The organism is Maribacter dokdonensis DSW-8 (genome assembly GCF_001447995.1).
Classification (GTDB): domain Bacteria; phylum Bacteroidota; class Bacteroidia; order Flavobacteriales; family Flavobacteriaceae; genus Maribacter; species Maribacter dokdonensis.
Genome location: NZ_LDPE01000002.1, coordinates 1 through 19,476, shown reverse-complemented (window position 1 = coordinate 19,476; position 19,476 = coordinate 1). Strand labels below are relative to the sequence as shown.

Sequence of the window (19,476 nt, the reverse complement as noted above, 5' to 3'; positions counted from 1 at the left end):
GAATACAGATATGAAATCTAATACTATAACATACATCATTCCTATCGCTGTACTTGTTTTACTAATGAATTCTTGTGGGGTGATCACTAAAAGATATACCACGCCAGATAGTGAATTTGCAGAACAATACAGAGATACCTTGGTTAATGATACAACATCCATGGCAACGATGCCTTGGAAAGAAATAATTTCCGACAGTGTATTGCAAAATTTGATAGAAGAAGGTTTGCAAAATAACCTCGATTTAAAAGTAGCAATAGAAAACATAAATCAGGCAAAAGCCAGTTTGGTTGAAGCAAAATTAGCGGTGTTACCAAGTTTAGAAGGAAGCGCCAGTGTTACGCGATCTAAAACATCGGAGTCCTCTCTAAATTTAGGAGGTGTAACAGGAATTAATTTAAACACCACCTCTTATATAGGGCAACTAAGTAGTAGTTGGGAGCTAGATGTTTGGGGTAAGTTGCGCAGTAATAAACGAGCTGTTTTGGCGTCGTTTTTAGAGACCGAAGCAGCAACCAAAGCGGTACAAACACAATTAATTTCTGATATTGCCACCGCATATTATAATTTACTGTCTTTAGATGAGCAACTAGAAATCACCAAAAAAACTTTGGAAAACAGGATTGGCGATCAAGAAACCATGAAGTATTTAAAAGAATCGGCTGTGGTTGATGGTGCAGCAGTGGTTCAAAGTGAGGCGAGTAGATATGAAATAGAAACCTCTATACCAGATATAGAAATATCCATTTTAGAACAGGAAAATGCTTTAGCTATTTTGTTAGGCAGATTACCTGGTACTATTGAAAGAACATCTTTAAAAGAACAGGAGGCATACGCCGATTTAAAAATAGGAGTACCATCTTCATTGTTAAGAAATAGACCGGACATTCAAGAAGCGGAAATGGCTTTCAGAAGTGCTTTTGAAGATGTAAATATGGCTAAAACCTATTTTTATCCATCCTTGACCATTACGGCAAGTGGAGGTTTGTCTTCCTTAGATTTATCCAATTTTTTCGACAACTCCATTTTCTATAATCTAATTGGGGGCTTAACACAGCCTATTTTTGCGAACGGAGAAAATAAGGCAAGACTGAAAATTAATAAATCGGTTCAACAACAGTCGTTTTATGATTATAAAGCAGCATGGTTAAATGCCGGTTCAGAAATATCGAACGCCTTATATTCCTACAATAAGACTAAGGAAAAGCAAGAGTCTAGAGCACATCAAATAAATGCGCTTGAAAAATCCGTAGAATTTACAGAAGCGTTACTGGAATATTCATCTAGCACCAATTATACCGATGTACTAACTACTAAAAACAGTTTATTATCCGCACAGTTAGATGGTGTAGAAGATAAAAAAGACGAGTTGCAAGCTATTATAGAATTGTACCGCGCCCTTGGTGGTGGTTGGATGAATTAATATGATGCAGTAGTCATGTATAAAGTCTAATATATATTTTAATTAAATAATTATAATGAAACAATTTAAAATTACTGTTCTTCTTATTCTTTTCGGAATAATAACAATTCAGGCTCAAAAAGATAACGAGACGAACATTGACCTGCTAATACAACAATCTTTCGAATCCATGGGTGGGATTGAGAATTGGAATAATACCCATTATATACAATGGAATTTTGGAAAAAGAATGCTTATCTGGGATAAATGGACGGGAAATGTTAGAATTGAAAACCCTGCCGAAAAATTAACGCTGGTGGTTAATATTAATTCAGGAAAAGGAAAAGCATCAAAAGATGGTGCATTAGTTACAGATGCTGAAGAACTAGATAAGATACTTAAAACAGGTAAAAAATGGTGGATTAACGATTCTTATTGGTTGGCTATGCCATGGAAGTTAAAAGATGATGGTGTTAAAATTACTTATTTAAAAACAGAGTCGCTTCCTAATGGAAATTTAGCAGATGTATTAGAAATGACTTTTGAAAATGTAGGTGTTACTCCTCAAAATAAATATCACATTTATATTGATCAAAAAGATCATCTGGTAAAACAGTGGGCTTTCTTTGGAAATTATAAAGATGAGGAACCTCGATTTATAAGAGCATGGGATAATTATCAAAAAGCAGGTAATGTTTTATTATCATTTAATAGAAGTGAAAACGCCGGAGGTCCAAAGAACGTTATTGTTAAAGACGAAATAGCACCTGATATTTTTACAAAACTATAATTAGGATTCTTAATACAGTTAAAAAAGGAAGTAATTTAAAATTACTTCCTTTTTTAATTCTTGCATGATTCTTTATGGTATTTAGTAGGTTTTAACTGTTTTTTCTTCTGTAAAATAAAATAGTAAAAATAAAAAGCCAATATATGTAGCTTGTAAGCCTACCAGATCCCATTTTTGAGCAAAAGAACTACCAATTACTAAAACATTCATTAAGCTAAAAGCACCAATTAATGTATGTTTTGTATACTTATTTATTAATAATAGAATACCAATAGTTAATTCTATAAAAGGAATACTATATGCTAAAGGAGTTACTAAAAAAGAAGGTAATAATGTGTTCTGAAAAGTGTTTTGCATTCCTGTTACAAAACCTTCAAGGTTAGGTAATCTTACAATACCATGAAATAAAAAATTGATACCGAAAGAAATACGTAATAAATGAACGGCTAGTGTTTTGTTGTCTAATTTAGAAATCATGAATTTTAACTTTTAATAGGTAATCTTTCAATACTTCTAAAGGTAATAAAAATCAACTAATGGTTATAGTTACAAGTGTTCTGTAATTATAAAGCAACATGGTTAAATACAGGGTCCGAAATTTCGAACGCCCTGTATTCCTACAACAAGATTAAGGAAAAGCAGGAGTCTAGAGTGCATCAAATAAATGCGCTTGAAAAATCTGTAGAATTTACGGAAGCTTACTAGAGTATTCATCTAGCACCAATTGTACCGATGTGTTGACTATTAAAAACAGATTGTTGTCGGCAGAATTAGACGGCGTAGAAGATAAAAAAGACGAGTTGCAAGCTATCAAAGAATTGTACCGCGCCCTTGGTGGTGGTTGGATGAATTAATTTATAAAACCACTACATGGTACGGTATGTGAAAACCATTCAATTTCTTGAATGGTTTTTACATTTATATCCTAAATATAGCAACTAGCCATATATTGTAATTTAGATTTCTGGAATAGGGTATTCATCTGAAATCTAATTTTTAAGAGGTCCTCAAAATTTGCATTTTAAATTTTAAGTGCTTGGTAATCTATCTGTTTAGATGCGTAAAATGCTTTTATATAAGATAAAATTCATCCCCAATCTTTTTCGATATCTTTGGTTTACATAACTATTGTATTTATAAGATTCAAATATGTCAAATTACCTGATTACCGTAAACAAAGAAGAATTACAATGTAGCACTAGTGACGTAGATTCTTTAGATAGTATATTGGTCAATGAGAATACGCTACATGTTTTAGATAAGAATAGCGCTTTTGACGTAGAAATAATTCATTCCAATTTTTTGAACAAGACCGTTACTCTTTCCATCAACGGAAATATTTATGATGTTAAACTTGAAGATGAGTATAATCAGCAAATTAAAAAGATGGGATTGCTGGCGGTAACCACTCAAAAACTAAACGAGGTAAAAGCACCCATGCCCGGGTTAATTGTGGATGTTTTGGTAGAAGTAGGGCAAGAGGTCATAGAGGGTACTCCTTTACTGGTACTATCTGCTATGAAGATGGAGAATGTTATTCTGGCTCAGGGCGAAGGCGTAATAAAATCAGTTGAAATTAAAAAAGATGATGCTGTTGAGAAAGGGCAGTTAATTATTGAAATGGAATAGAAACTATCTTATAGCCACCAATGTATAAAAGGAAAATTAAGTTTTAATGAAAAAAATACTAATAGCCAACAGAGGTGAAATAGCATTACGGATAATGAAGACCGCTCAAAAAATGGGCATTAAAACCGTAGCTGTATATTCTGAAGTTGACCGTCATTCTCCACATGTGAAGTTTGCAGATGAGGCAGTTTTACTTGGTCCTGCCCCTTCATCAGAATCGTATCTTGTGATGGAAAAAGTAATTAACGCAGCTAAGGGAACAGGTGCAGATGGTATTCACCCTGGTTACGGATTTTTAAGTGAAAATGCGACTTTCGCACAAATGGTGGAGGACAACGGGATCACTTTTATTGGACCCAAACCTCATGCCATTAAGGTAATGGGGAATAAACTGGCGGCAAAAGAGGCGGTTCGTGATTATGATATTCCTATGGTTCCCGGTATTGAAGAGGCTATAACAGACGTGGCCTTAGCCGAAAAGGTGGCAAAAGAAATAGGATTTCCAATTTTAATTAAAGCTTCTGCTGGTGGTGGTGGTAAGGGAATGCGGGTAGTTGAAAACTTGAAGGATTTACCAGAGCAGATGCAAAGGGCAATTAGTGAGGCACAAGCGGCATTTGGTGACGGATCGGTTTTTATTGAAAAATATGTAGGCTCGCCCAGACATATAGAAATTCAGGTTCTTGCCGATACCCATGGTAATATTGTACATCTATTTGAACGGGAATGTAGTGTTCAAAGAAGACATCAAAAAGTAGTGGAAGAAGCTCCTTCAGCTGTACTTACTCCAGAAATAAGAGATGCAATGGGAGAAGCCGCCATAAAAGTAGCTAGAGCTTGCGATTATGTAGGTGCTGGTACGGTAGAGTTCTTGCTTGATGAAAACAGGAATTTTTATTTCTTGGAAATGAACACCAGGTTGCAAGTAGAGCATCCGGTGTCTGAGTTGATATCTGGGGTCGACTTGGTAGAGCAACAAATCAAAGTAGCTCGTGGAGAAGCGTTGGCTTTTACCCAAGAAGATTTAAAAATAAACGGTCATGCACTTGAAGTTCGTGTATATGCAGAGGATCCTTTGGCAGATTTTATGCCCAGTATAGGAACATTATCAACCTATAAAGTACCGGTAGGTGAGGGTATTCGTGTTGATGACGGTTTTGAAGAAGGTATGGAAGTGCCTATTTATTATGACCCCATGCTTTCCAAGTTGATTACCTATGGTAAAACCAGGGAAGAAGCTATCCAATTAATGATTAGGGCTATTGAAAATTATAAAGTAGAGGGTGTTGCCACAACTTTGTCTTTTGGAAAGTTTGTCTGTGAACATGAAGCCTTTACTTCGGGGAATTTTGACACCCATTTTGTTAAAAACTACTATTCGCCAGAGCATTTAGAAATGCAATATGCCGAAGAAAGAAGAATAGCGGCCTTGGTAGCATTGAAATTGTATAAGGAAAATGAAAAAGTTTTAAAGGTTCCGTCCAAAAATTCTTCTAATTGGCAGAAGAGTAGAGTGTAGAATTGCAAATAAGATTTGAACGAGTAGCATGAAAGATAATAAAGAGATTTTAGCGGAAAAACTGGCATTGTCCAAATTGGGTGGAGGTCAAGCACGTATTGATAAACAGCATGCCAAAGGAAAGTTAACTGCTCATGAAAGAATACATTTTTTATTGGATGAAGGTTCATTTGAAGAGATGGGTGCCTTGGTTACCCACCGTACCAAAGACTTTGGTATGGAAAAACAAATTTTTTATGGTGACGGAGTAGTCACTGGTTATGGTACGATCAACGGAAGACAAGTTTGCGTCTTTGCACAGGACTTTACCGTTTTTGGTGGTGCTTTGTCTGAAACACATGCCGAAAAAATCTGTAAGATTATGGATATGGCCATGAAAATAGGTGTTCCAATGATCGGTCTTAATGATAGTGGTGGTGCCCGTATTCAAGAAGGTGTGCGATCCTTAGGTGGCTATGCCGATATTTTTCATAAAAACGTTATGGCATCGGGAGTAATTCCCCAAATTTCGGCTATTATGGGGCCATGTGCCGGTGGTGCGGTATACTCGCCAGCAATGACCGATTTTACCTTAATGGTAGAAAATTCTAGCTACATGTTCGTCACTGGTCCTAATGTGGTAAAAACGGTAACCAATGAAGAAGTGACATCGGAAGAACTTGGTGGCGCATCGGCACATGCCACTAAATCTGGTGTAACACATTTAACGGCTGCTAATGATATTCAATGTATAGAACAAATTAAGCAGATGATCGGGTATATGCCTCAAAACTGTGAAGATAAACCCGAAGATGTTCACTATACACTTGGTAATGAGGTACGTGATGTGTTGGAAGATATTGTGCCCATAAATGCAAATCAACCCTATGATATGCGCCATGTCATCAATGGTATTGTTGATGAGGATACCTTCTTTGAAATACATAAGACCTATGCAGATAATATTGTTGTAGGGTTCGCTAGGTTGGCAGGCAAAAGTATTGGTATTGTTGCCAATCAACCTATTAGTTTGGCAGGGGTGTTAGACGTTGATAGCTCTAAAAAGGCTGCGCGTTTCACTCGTTTTTGCGATTGTTTCAATATTCCGCTTTTAGTATTGGTAGATGTCCCTGGGTTTTTACCGGGCACTGATCAAGAATGGAACGGTATTATCACAAACGGTGCAAAATTACTGTATGCCCTAAGTGAAGCAACGGTACCTAAAGTAACCGTAATTACTAGAAAAGCATACGGCGGTGCGTATGATGTTATGAACTCCAAACATATTGGTGCTGATCTAAATTATGCGTGGCCTGGAGCGGAAATTGCCGTTATGGGAGCCAAAGGTGCAAGTGAGATCATTTTTAGGAAGGAAATAAACGCTGCTGATGACCCAGAAGCAAAATTGGCGGAAAAGGAGGCGGAATATGCAAAATTATTTGCCAACCCCTATAGTGCTGCACAAAGAGGATTTATAGATGAGGTTATTCTTCCTAAAGACACCAGGAGGAAACTCATAAAAGCCTATACCTTGCTTGAAAATAAAGTGGCGGTCTTGCCAAAGAAAAAGCATGGCAATATTCCGTTATAATAAGTGGTCGTACTTTAAGCTTTTAGTGAGGAATCCCTAACGATCAAACTGGTCTTTATCTCAACAGTTTTGGTATGTACTTCGTTGGGTTGACTTTCTATTTCTTGAATTAGAAACCGAACTGCTGTTCTACCGATCTTGTCGCCAGGTTGGTCAACAGTGGTCAAAGCCGGACTGATGATGGTTGAGTTGATAGAGTTGCTAAAACCTACCACTGCAATTTCATCAGGTATTTTGATCTTAAATTTATGTAATGCCTTTATAGCACCAATTGCAGCATTATCGGTAATGGCAAAAATGGCATCTGGACGTTTTTTCATACTAATGAGAATATTGGCCAACCGCCTTCCATTGCCTAATGAAATATCTTCTGTGCTTAAAATCAACTTGTCCCGTACGGGTATTTTATATTGGTTTAAAGCACGCAAATAGCCGGCAAATCTCTTTTCTGAGTTGTATGAGTTTTCGGTTTCTTTAATAATGGCTATTCGTTTCTTGCCAAGTTCTATTAAATGTTCAACAGCGTTAAAAGCAGCTTCTTCTTCATTGATAACAACTTGGGTGCAAGGTATTTTACTTGATACCTTGTCAAATAATACAATAGGTATTCTATTTAAAACCTTTAATACTTCTTCTACATCTTTTGTCTTTCTGGCCAATGACATTAGCACTCCGTCAACTCCAAACTGGGTCATGGTGTTTAACATTTCTACTTGTTTGGCGTCGTCATTATTAGATTCTGAGATAATTACTCTGTACCCCCTTAATTCAGCTTCCTCAATAATTCCTTTTATAATGGTAGAAGTAAATAGGTGCGAGATGTTGGGTACAATAACACCTAGTATGTGTGTTTCTCTTGAACGGAAGCCTCTGGCAAATAAATTAGGTACATAATTCATTTGTTTGGCTAGTTTTTTGACTCTCTCTTTGGTTGCTAGACTAATATCCGGGTGGTCGTTCAGTGCCCTTGAAACTGTTGAAATTGATAAACTCAATTCTTTAGAAAGTTCTTTTAATGTGGTATTTCTTTTTTTGCTCATGATTGAAAATGAGTAAATTATATGGAATTCAAAGAATAACAATATTACAAATTAAATTGCAAACGTTTGCGCAAACGTTTGCATTGGTAATTCGTTAATTTTTAGTTAATAGAATGCTGTATTCATATAATTTGGCTTCATAATCAACGATTTGATAATTTAAATCGACTCAACTTAAAAAAACTCAAACATTATGAAGAAAATTATTTTTGCGGTAATCGGACTTCTTATCAGTGCAAGCTCCTTTGCACAGACTGATATTTCTGGAACCGTAACGGACAATTTAGGAGACCCTATTCCCGGTGCAAATATTTTAATAGTAGGTAGCACTTCGGGTACAACATCAGATTTTGATGGTAATTTTTCTTTTTCAACAGACCTTACAGGTGAACAAATATTACGTATATCATATATCGGTTTTACTTCGGTAGATAAATCTTTGACCTTAAATGGTACTACACAAACGGTAAATGTCGTGCTTCAAGAAGGTGGTCAGTTATTAGATGAGGTAGTTTTAACCGCATCAAGTACATTTCGTTCTCAAAAACAGGCTCCTTTATCTATCAGTTCTGTAAAAATGAAAGAAATAACTAAGCTATCTGCCAACAGTCAGGCAGATATTCTTAGAAGTGTCCCAGGTATTACCGCTGAAGGTGGTGGTGGTGAAACGGCGAGTAATATATTCGTTAGAGGTTTGCCTTCCGGTGGTCAGTATGTTTTTAACCCGCTACAATATGACGGTATGCCTTTAATTAGTTCTTTCGGACTAAATTCTTCTGCGCATGATGTCTATGCAAGACCAGATATAGGTTTTAAAGGTGTTGAATTTGTTCGTGGTGGTGCAGCTGTATTATATGGTGCAGGTTCTGTTGCCGGTATTATTAACTACACAAGTAAAACGGGCGATACAAACCCTGGTAACATTATTAATATTGAAGTGGCCAACCAAGGTAGAATAAAAACGGACTTCTATTCCGGTGGTCAACTAGGTGGTGAAGATTCTAACACGTATTACGCTTTTACTGGTTTTGTTCGTCATGATAGAGGTCCTATTGATGTAGGTCTACCAACAAAAGGTGTTCAGTTTAGAGGTAATATTAAAAAGAAATTCGATAATGGTTCTTTTACCTTAAGCGGACAGTTTATTGACGACAAAGCTCAATTTTACCTTCCAATTCCATTAAGTGGTGGTAGTAGAGAACGTATAAACGGTAATGATGGTGACCCGGTTGAGCAATTGTTATCCGGTGATTTGGCAAATACCTCGTTCAACACACCAGGTGGAACCTATAATAGTCCTATTTCAGATGGTGTTGCTACTTCTGGTGGTTACCTTATGGGTGATTTCAATTACAGATTTGAAGACGACCTTAAATTGACCTCCAAAATTAAATATGCAAATTACAAGCACAACTTTGCCTTGTATGTAGGAGGAAATGGAACAAACGGAAACCCGATAACATTAGATAATTATGTAGAAAGTATCGCTCCTGGTAATTTAGGATATACTGCTGCTTACCAAAGTGGGTCAGGTGCTCAAATTAACGGTAACGACTTGGTAATAGATAATTTGCATGTGGATCGTTTACGTCCAATGACAGATTATTCTGGTGAGATCAACCTTACTAAATCTATTGAAACAGCAAATGGTGGTGACCATAACATAACCGTAGGTTCTTATTTAGCCCGTACAGAAGCAGAAGATGTAAATTATCAATATAGAGTGTTGACAGAGTTCAATAATAACCCTCAATTGGTAAACTTAAATTATACCGATGCCAGTGGAAATAATGTAGTGTATTCTCAAGGCGGTTTATATAACCGTATTGGTCAAACTGCCAATAACTATCTTTCTCAAAATAGATTAGCATTATATATTACCGATGAGATGATTTTAGATAGATGGCGTTTTGATGTTGGTTTTAGATGGGAACATACAGATGGTATCAATAGCCGTGGTGGTATTATGAGCGAAACGGTATATGCCGATCCGGAACTTACAGCTGAGTTAAGTGACGTGCAAACTGCAGATGGTACGTTCTTAAGAACAGAAGTAAATGCAAATGCTTGGGCGCTATCACTTGCAGGTCTTTATGAGTTAACCGAAACTACCAATCTATACGCAAACTTTTCTAAAGGATACTTTTTTCCTCAACTAAGAGGTTTTGCTCCGGTAGCAGGTATTTCTGAAAGTCCGTACGATGCTGAGAACATTATTCAGTTTGAAGCTGGTGCCAAATTCGGAAACCAAAAATTCTCTGGTTCGGTGGCAGGGTATTACGTAGGTCTTAAAGATCGTATTTCCATTAGGCAGGCAATTGTTGGGGGTCAATTAATAGATGAAACAAGAGCTGAGCAAAACACAAGAACTATAGGTATAGAGGCAACTTGGGATTATAGCCTTGCACAATATCTAAATCTACGTGGTAATGCAACTTACCAAAACCATGAGATTACAAAAAATACGGATTTTGATTTGGTAAACGGTACATCTACAGAAGCTAACGTTGGTAATGAATTGGCCAGACAGCCAAACTTGTTGGGCGGATTGGGACTGTATTATGACAATACTGCTTTTGATGCCAATTTCGGTTTCAACTACACAGGGTCAAAATTCACCGATGATACCAATAATATAGAATTAGATGCCATAACCATTGGTAGGTTAGGTGCCGGTTACACATTCTCAAAAGAGGATAACAATAATTCGGTTCGTTTGGGGGTATCGGTCTTTAATTTATTTGATAGTGACGGAATTACGGAGGGGAATCCAAGAGCAGGTTCAGCAGGTCAAACAGAATCACAATTCTTTGTAGGTAGACCAATTTTACCTAGAAGATTGTTTGTAACGGCTACTTTCAATTTCTAAAAATTTGTGTTGTTAGTTTAAGTTTAATTGATGAGCACATTGGCGATAATAGGAGTTGCCAATGTGTTTTTTACTCGATAATCCAGATTTATATGCTCTGACGCTTGCGTCAACATAATAATTGTGTTTTTAATTCAAAGCCTAGTGGGCTAGTCCCAAGGTGATTTACAAGATAATATGAAGAAAGAATTATATAAGAAGGCTATTGCAATCTTGGATGCAAATTTTCAAGAAGGTGGATTTACAATACCTAGTGCAGGGCTGTATCCTTTTCAATGGAAGTGGGATTCAGGTTTTATAGCTATCGGTTTTGCTCATTATGACGTAGAAAAAGCCAAAACCGAAATGAGAACCTTGCTTGATGCACAGTGGGAAAACGGATTTATACCGCATATCGTTTTTCATACGGAGAACGATTCCTATTTCCCTGGGGCAGATTTTCACCAATCTGAATTGCATCCTTTATCATCAAAAAAATATAGGTCTACTGGTATGACACAACCACCGGTTTCCGGTTTTGTGTTACAAGAAATGTATCGTATTGCAGAAGATAAGGATGATATGTTGCACTTCATCAAAGAAGAGATCGATAAGGTTTTTAACAATCACGTGTATTTCTACGAAAATAGAGACCCAAAAGATGAAGGGTTGGTCTACATTTATCACAACTGGGAATCTGGTACGGACAACTCCCCTGTATGGGATGATATCTGGAAAATGATGGATCCGCCGGAATATACATTTGTTAGAAAAGATACTACGCATGTAGATGCTTCCCAGCGCCCTACCAAAAGGGAGTATGATCATTATCTGCACCTTATCAATATTGCCAAACAGCACAATTATAATGATGCTAAAATTGCCGAGTTTTCCCCCTTTTTGGTTCAAGATCCATTGTTCAATGCAATGCTTATAAAATCTAATCAGGCGTTAATTGAATTATATGAATTGATCGGGGGTCATGAAGATAAAATTGCAACTCTATCTCAATGGCAATTAAAAAGTATTAAAAGTTTCAATGATAAGTTGTTCGATGCGGTATTAGGGGCATATGTACATTATGATTTAAGAAACGAGAAACCTATTCGCCACATTACCTCATCGTCTTTTTCACCTTTGTTCGCACATATTCCATCTGAAGAAAGAGCTCAGGTTTTAGTGAAAACAATGATGGAGAAGTTCGGTGGAGAAGATAAATACCTATGTGCATCGTTTGATCCTACTGATGATCGTTTTAATCCTAGAAAATATTGGAGAGGTCCTGTGTGGATCAATATGAACTGGATGCTTTTTCGTGGGCTAAGAAGTAACGGTTACACAGATCTAGCAGAACGGATTAAAATAGACAGTTTAGAACTGATCCAGCAGTACGATTTTTACGAATATTTTGACTGTAGACGAGATACCGGAGATAAAAATCAGACGGGATACGGCGGGAATAATTTCTCTTGGAGCGCCGCTTTATATATTGATATGGTGAATACCGATTAAAACTGATGTGTTATGAATTATATTGATTACTTTTTAATTGTATTCTACATATTCGGTATTGTTATGGTTGGCTTTTTAATCAAAAAAAATAGAAACTAAGGTATGAACTACGTTGACTATATCATTATTGTTGTTTATTTAGCAGGGTTTTTAGGTTTGGGCTTTATGTTCAAGGAAAACAACTCTGGTGGCGATTACTTTTTGGGTGGTCGTAAAACATCATGGCTGCCATTAAGCTTATCGGCAATGGCAACCCAATTGTCTGCCATAAGTTTTATCTCGGCTCCTGCTTTCGTCGGTTTAAAAGATGGTGGGGGTATGCAGTGGCTAACGTATGAGTTTGGTGTACCATTGGCAATGGCATTTTTGCTTATTGCAGTATTACCAACACTGTATAAATCAGGTATTGTTAGCGTATATGAATATTTAGAGAAAAGATTTGATTCTTCATCGCGTTTATTAATAAGTTTCGTTTTTCAAATAAGCAGGTCTGTAGCTACAGGGGTTATGGTATATACTATGGCCTTAATTTTACAGGCCACTATTGGATTGGATTTTTGGATTTCCATTTTAATTATCGGACTCATTACCATGGTCTACTCTTTTCAAGGTGGTATGAAGGCAGTTATATGGGGCGATGTCATTCAAATGAGTATCCTTTTTATTGGCATTATTATATGCTTGTACTTTGGTTTTAGTGAGCTTGGTGGAATAGATAATTTTCTTACCCATGTGGATACTGATAGAATTACAGCGGTAGATTTTAACAAATGGGGTTTTAACAATGCAGATGGTAATGATGAATTTGGATTTTGGCCCATGGTCATTGGTGGATTCTTTTTGTACGCTTCTTATTACGGTACTGATCAAACCCAATCGCAACGGTTGTTATCTTCAAGTAGCATGTCTAACCTTAAAAAACTGATGATGGCAAACGGATTATTGCGTTTTCCGTTTACATTGACCTATTGCATTATGGGGCTTGTGTTGGGTACGTTGCTGTTGCAAGATGTTAGTTTTCAAGAACAGATGGAAACCGTGTACCAAGCCAATATAACTTCATTACAAGGGAAAAAGGCAGATTTAATGGTGCCGGTCTTTATAATTAAGTATTTGCCAAATGGGGTAATCGGTATTTTGATCGTAGCTATCATGTCAGCAGCTATGTCTACCTTGAGTTCTACGGTAAACTCCTTATCTGCCGTAACTATGGAAGACTTCGTAAAAAGATTCAACCCTAATATGCCAGATAAAAAATACATGACCTATTCAAAGTTACTGTCTATTTTTTGGGGTCTGGTCTGTTTGTTTTTTGCATTTTTTGCAGGCAATATAGAAGGCACGGTCATAGAAGTCATCAATAAAATAAGTTCTGTTTTCTATGGTCCAATTTTGGCAGCTTTTATTTTGGCAATACTTACCAAGAAAACTCATGCTCTTGGTGCCAATATCGGTATAGTTGTTGGGGTATTGTTCAATGTTTACCTATGGCTATATGTGCCTCAGATCTTTTGGTTCTGGTGGAATGCACTGGGGTGTATAGTTACTGTATTGGTTGCGATTGGGGTAAGCTACACGGTTAAAAGAAGGGTAAATGAAGGGTTAAAGGTTGAATATTATTCCGGTAAAAAAGAAGTGGTAATATTGTTGGCATACTTTGTAGCAATAGTTGCTTTTAGTGTTGCATTACCAAATATTTTGAATTAATCTTATAGCAATGAAATTTGTAATAGCACCAGATAAGTTTAAAGGCTCACTAACCGGTTTCGAATTTTGTGATGCCGTAGAGGAAGGACTCCTAATGGTGTTCAAGGATGCCGAAATTTTGAAAAAGCCTTTAGCAGATGGTGGTGATGGTACCATGGAAGTCGCTAAACATTATATAAAAGGAGAAACGGTAACCATTACTGTAAACGATCCTCTTTTTAGACCTATAAATGCTTCTTATTTATATTCTGATGAAACAAAGATTGCCTACATAGAGATGGCTGAAGCATCAGGATTGAAATTGTTGAATGTAGATGAGTTTGACTGCATGGAAACGACAACATCTGGAACAGGCGAATTAATTTATGATGCGCTTGAAAAAGGAGCAACAGAAATTATTTTAGGTATTGGCGGTAGTGCTACCAATGACGGTGGTATGGGCATGGCAAATGCGTTAGGTTTTCGCTTTTTGGATGAAAAAGGACTGGAGTTATCCCCGATAGGGAAACATCTTTCAAAGGTGAAAACTATAGACGATTCCAACAAGCATCATAGGTTAGATGGGGTAAAAGTAAAAGTCGCATGTGATGTCACCAATCCTTTTTATGGGCTACAAGGTGCCGCTTATATTTATGGGGCACAAAAAGGTGCTTCTGAAAATGAGATTATATTTCTAAATCAGGGTTTGTGCAACTTTGCAGAAATTATCAAGAATCGTTATGAAATCGATTTACAGAAAGTAAGTGGCTCCGGTGCAGCAGGTGGTGTTGGTGGTGGCGCCCTTATTTTTCTGAACGGAGAATTAATTTCTGGGAATAATTTGGTCAAGGAATTGGCAGATTTTGATAATGCTATTGAAGGAGCAGATTGGATCATTACCGGCGAAGGTCAGTTAGATGAGCAAACGCTTTCTGGCAAGACCATAGATGGGGTAGTAAAATCTGCCAAATCCAAGAATATACCCGTTGCCGCACTCTGTGGCTCGGTAAGTATTAGCGTTGCACAACAACAAAAATTCGGGTTAAATTATGTGGCATCGATTGTAAGAGGCATTTCTACTTTAAATCAAGCTATGGAGCAGAGTAGGGACAATCTTGTAAATGCCGCCTTTAATTTTGCAAGTCTATTAAAGTGAAAAATTGATTATTAAATGGGGTTGCTTTAACTAAGAATTACTTTAATGTGCATATAGGTTTAACCGGAATTGGGTTATAGGTTTTCTAATAAACCCGGTCAATTTTCTTATGCTAAATTGCAAATTCAAACAACTGTAATCTTTTTACTACAAGTTCTGTAAAGTATAAAAATAGGGAAGAATGCCATTTGCAAGCCACAGCTATCTCTTGGTATACCTTTACTTTCGGTGTATTGACAACAATTTATTTATAGGGCACTAGGCTACTGTTACCTTTAGTTTACGTACGAACTAATATCCATTCAAACTTGAAAAATATGGATGGATTATTTTAGCCAATGACCAAACTTATTACTTCATATTCTAACCTTAATTCTTTTTGGAAAAGACTAGCCGTTCTTTTTCTTTTGATACAGGGAATACAACCATTATACTCACAGCAGACAACTACTTGGACCCAACAACCCTTATCCGTCACTTGGGAATCTTTAAGTTCAGATGGTGCGGTAAGGGTAGAGGCAGTACCTTCATTAGGAGTATCTATCTTAGGTGAAGATACTATGGGTTGTACGTCAGATGCTACTTATGGAGACCCTACTCCTGATGTATTTGGAAGTCGTTCAATAGAAGTTTCGTTAAACTCTATTTTACGTTTTGGTACTTTGCAGTTCCGTTTTTTTGATGCGGCTACCGGTGATCCGGTATATATTGTAAGTCCATTACTTCATGTGGATAGGGTGGGTACCTATGGTATTTTGCCTTTTCCTTTGCTTTCTGGTTCTAGTACGGGTGTTTTTACATCAACTAATGGAACATGGTCAAATGTTAGTCGTAATGGTCCTATTTTTGAATTTACTAACACCCAATTTAATGTAGATACAGGTTCGCTAATTAGTGGTAATGGTGGTGAATGTGGTAATGGGAACACTACAGGAACAGGAGGAGGAACAATGAAAATGGATGAAGCTGTTCAATCCATTAATATGGACGTTAACCTCGCTGGTAGTCTTTTAGGTTTAAACGAGGAAGTGGAGTTTGTACTTTCTAACTTAATTATTGCAGAACCTGAGATTGAAGTTACCAAAACTTTAATAAATAACTTTAGTTCTCCTGTAGAAGCTGGAGATTCAGTGGATTACACTATAAAAATTGAAAATACCGGTAACGTAAAAGTTACGAATGTTGATGTAACCGATACTTTTAAAGATGCTAGTGGAAATAGTATAGCATTAAGTACCCCGCCAAATTTCTTATCTTCTACAATGGGTTCTTTAGAAGGAACTCTTTTGCCAAATGAAGTGGCGACTTATACTGCTGGCCATGTATTGACTACAAATGAAATTAATGAAGGAGGAGTAATCAATCAGGTAAGTGTTTTTGCCGATAGTCCATACGGTCCAGATGATACAGATGACATTTCAGATGATGGTGATGATACAGATGGTAATTTACTTAATGATACTACAGATAGTTTTTTTCCTGTTCCTTTAAATGATGCCGCTACGGTAGAAAAGAATAATTCAGTTGATATTTTAGTAACCAATAATGATGATTTTGGAGGTAATGGTCCTAATTCAGGAGCTATATTTATTGTCAGTACCCCCACCAATGGTAGTGTTTCCTTAAACGAAAACGGTTCAGCTACCGATCCTCAAGATGATTACTTCTCTTATACACCAAGTACGGACTTTATAGGTGCCGACTCATTTATTTACGGAATAACAGATGCAAGGGGTTATACACAATACGCGACAGTTAATATTACAGTGTATACTTGTCCAAATGCTGGTATCGACGGGATCCTGAACATTTGTTTAGGGGATTCTTTTGAGAATGCAGATCTTTTTGCGTCTTTAACAGGTGCTCCGGATACCGGGGGAACCTGGACTAATAATTTTGATGATACATTTACCTATACTTTAACTGCTGTTGCACCTTGTACGGTTAATGCTACTAGTATTGTAACAGTAATTGAGCATGAGCCACCAAATGCCGGAGGTGATGGCACATTAAACATTTGTCAGGGTGAATCATTTTCGAATGCTGATCTGTTCGCACAATTGACCGGTTCCCCGGATACCGGCGGAACGTGGACCGATAATGGCGATGGTACCCACACGTATACAGTGCCAGCGACTGCTCCATGTGCTGTAGATGATGAAAGTATCGTAAACGTTGTAGAGCAAGCTCAACCAAATGCCGGAGGTGATGGAACATTGAATATCTGTCAAGGAGCAACTTTTGACAATGATGATCTATTTGGTCAGCTTACAGGTAATCCAGATACGGGCGGAACATGGGTCGACAACGGTAATGGCACGCATACGTACACTGTGGCAGCGACTGCTCCATGTACTGTAGACGATGAAAGCATCGTAACCGTAACCGAGCAGGCACAGCCAAATGCAGGAATCGATGGAACATTGAATATTTGCGAAGGCGAAACATTCACCAATGCAGACTTGTTCGCGCAACTGACCGGTTCCCCGGATACGGGCGGAACATGGGTCGACAATGGCAATGGTACTCATACGTATACCGTAGCAGCGACATCACCCTGTACAATAGATGACGAAAGCATCGTAACCGTAACCGAGCAGGCACAACCAAATGCCGGGGGTGATGGCACATTGAATATTTGCGAAGGTGAAACATTCACCAATGCGGACTTGTTCGCACAACTGACCGGTTCACCCGATACCGGCGGAACATGGATTGACAATGGTGATGGCACGCATACGTATACAGTATCAGCGACAGCTCCATGTACAGCCGATGATGAAAGTATCGTAACCGTAACCGAGCAGGCACAACCAAATGCAGGAATCGATGGAACATTGAACATTTGTGAAGGCGAAACATTCACCAATGCAGACTTGTTCGCACAGTTGACCGGTTCCCCGGATACCGGTGGAACGTGGACGGACAATGGCGACGGAACTCACACGTATACAGTAGCAGCGACAGCTCCATGTGCAGTAGATGATGAAAGTATCGTAACCGTTGTAGAGCAGGCGCAACCAAATGCGGGAATCGACGGAACATTGAACATTTGTGAAGGCGAGACATTCACCAACGCAGACCTTTTTGCACAGTTAACGGGAAATCCAGACACTGGAGGAACTTGGGTGGACAATAACGATGGCACGCATACGTATACTGTGGCAGCGACATCACCCTGTACAATAGATGATGAAAGTATCGTAACCGTTGTAGAACAAGCACAACCATATGCTGGAATCGATGGTACACTGAATATTTGTGTAGGCGATACTTTTGATAGTAATGATTTGTTCGCGCAACTGACTGGCAATCCAGATACAGGTGGAACTTGGGTTGATAATGGAGATGGTACCCATACGTATACAGTATCAGCAACATCACCTTGTACAGTAGATGATGAAAGTATCGTAACCATTGTAGAGCAAGCGCAACCAAATGCCGGAGGCGGTGGAACATTGAATATTTGTGAAGGAGCAACATTCACCAATGCTGACTTGTTCGCACAATTAACTGGTTCACCCGATACTGGTGGAACGTGGACCGACAATGGCAATGGAACACATACGTACACAGTGGTAGCGACAGTTCCATGTACTGTAGACGATGAAAGTATTGTAACCGTAACCGAGCAGGCACAACCAAATGCAGGAATCGATGGTACACTGAATATTTGTGTAGGCGATACTTTTGATAATAATGATTTGTTCGCGCAACTGACTGGCAATCCAGATACAGGTGGAACTTGGGTTGATAATGGCAATGGAACACATACGTATACAGTATCAGCAACATCACCTTGTACAGTAGATGATGAAAGTATCGTAACCGTAACCGAGCAGGCACAGCCAAATGCAGGAATCGATGGTACATTGAATATTTGTGAAGGCGAAACATTCACCAATGCAGACTTGTTCGCACAATTAACTGGTTCACCCGATACCGGTGGAACATGGACCGACAATGGTGATAGCACGCATACGTACACGGTAGCGGCGACTGCTCCATGTGCAGTAGACGATGAAAGTATCGTAACCGTTGTAGAGCAAGCGCAACCAAATGCAGGAATCGATGGAACATTGAATATTTGCCAAGGCGAAACATTCACCAATGCGAACTTGTTCGCACAGTTGACAGGTTCACCCGATACCGGTGGAACATGGACCGACAATGGTGATAGCACGCATACGTACACGGTAGCGGCGACAGCTCCATGTACAGTAGATGATGAAAGCATCGTAACCGTTGTAGAGCAAGCTCAACCAAATGCCGGAGGCGATGGAACATTGAACATTTGCGAAGGTGAAACATTCACCAATGCGGA

General features: G+C 38.1%; 12 protein-coding genes. 10 read left to right on the top strand and 2 right to left on the bottom strand.

Translation table 11 applies throughout. From position 1 onward, the window contains the following. The first annotated feature begins 10 nt into the window (after positions 1-10). Together I600_RS09700 and I600_RS09695 are read left to right on the top strand one after the other, a co-directional pair. Positions 11-1,423 (top strand): efflux transporter outer membrane subunit, encoded by a 1,413-nt coding sequence (locus I600_RS09700; RefSeq protein WP_058104347.1) that lies wholly within the window; start codon positions 11-13, stop codon positions 1,421-1,423. A gap of 55 nt (positions 1,424-1,478) precedes the next feature. Further along, the gene (locus I600_RS09695) at positions 1,479-2,192 is read left to right on the top strand and encodes a hypothetical protein (RefSeq protein ID WP_058104346.1); all 714 of its coding nucleotides are present in this window, start codon (positions 1,479-1,481) and stop codon (positions 2,190-2,192) included. Positions 2,193-2,273: 81 nt separating this feature from the next. On the opposite strand, the gene I600_RS09690 is transcribed toward I600_RS09695, so the two are convergent. After that, positions 2,274-2,669 (bottom strand): MauE/DoxX family redox-associated membrane protein, encoded by a 396-nt coding sequence (locus tag I600_RS09690; protein WP_058104345.1) that lies wholly within the window; start codon positions 2,667-2,669, stop codon positions 2,274-2,276. A 672-nt stretch (positions 2,670-3,341) separates the two neighbouring features. Between I600_RS09690 and I600_RS09685 the strand changes: the two genes are divergently transcribed. Genes I600_RS09685 through I600_RS09675 form a run of 3 tightly spaced genes read left to right on the top strand, consistent with a single transcriptional unit; the run spans position 3,342 to position 6,910 of the window. Then, a complete protein-coding gene (locus tag I600_RS09685) occupies positions 3,342-3,821 on the top strand; it encodes a biotin/lipoyl-containing protein (protein WP_058104344.1) in 480 nt (159 codons plus the stop codon). A gap of 46 nt (positions 3,822-3,867) precedes the next feature. Next, positions 3,868-5,340: an acetyl-CoA carboxylase biotin carboxylase subunit gene (gene accC / locus I600_RS09680; protein WP_058104343.1), complete on the top strand. Its 1,473-nt coding sequence runs from the start codon at positions 3,868-3,870 to the stop codon at positions 5,338-5,340. 28 nt (positions 5,341-5,368) lie between these two features. Next, positions 5,369-6,910 (top strand): acyl-CoA carboxylase subunit beta, encoded by a 1,542-nt coding sequence (locus tag I600_RS09675; protein WP_058104342.1) that lies wholly within the window; start codon positions 5,369-5,371, stop codon positions 6,908-6,910. Positions 6,911-6,924: 14 nt separating this feature from the next. On the opposite strand, the gene I600_RS09670 is transcribed toward I600_RS09675, so the two are convergent. Then, complete coding sequence (locus tag I600_RS09670) at positions 6,925-7,950, bottom strand: LacI family DNA-binding transcriptional regulator (protein WP_058104341.1); 1,026 nt, start codon at positions 7,948-7,950, stop codon at positions 6,925-6,927. Between the two features lie 193 nt (positions 7,951-8,143). On the opposite strand from I600_RS09670, the gene I600_RS09665 reads away from it, so the two are divergent. The 5 genes from I600_RS09665 to I600_RS09645 form a co-directional block, all read left to right on the top strand. Next, entirely contained in the window at positions 8,144-10,819 is a 2,676-nt protein-coding gene (locus I600_RS09665; protein WP_058104340.1) for a TonB-dependent receptor, read from the top strand. A 177-nt stretch (positions 10,820-10,996) separates the two neighbouring features. Next, complete coding sequence (locus tag I600_RS09660; protein WP_058104339.1) at positions 10,997-12,310, top strand: MGH1-like glycoside hydrolase domain-containing protein; 1,314 nt, start codon at positions 10,997-10,999, stop codon at positions 12,308-12,310. 102 nt (positions 12,311-12,412) lie between these two features. Further along, a complete protein-coding gene (locus I600_RS09655; RefSeq protein ID WP_058104338.1) occupies positions 12,413-14,017 on the top strand; it encodes a sodium:solute symporter in 1,605 nt (534 codons plus the stop codon). Positions 14,018-14,027: 10 nt separating this feature from the next. Continuing rightward, positions 14,028-15,152 carry a glycerate kinase gene (locus tag I600_RS09650; protein WP_058104337.1) on the top strand — a complete coding sequence of 375 codons (1,125 nt, stop codon included), beginning with the start codon at positions 14,028-14,030 and terminating at the stop codon, positions 15,150-15,152. Between the two features lie 338 nt (positions 15,153-15,490). After that, the coding region (locus I600_RS09645) for a DUF7507 domain-containing protein (protein ID WP_245188873.1) at positions 15,491-19,476 on the top strand (3,986 nt) is incomplete at its 3' end.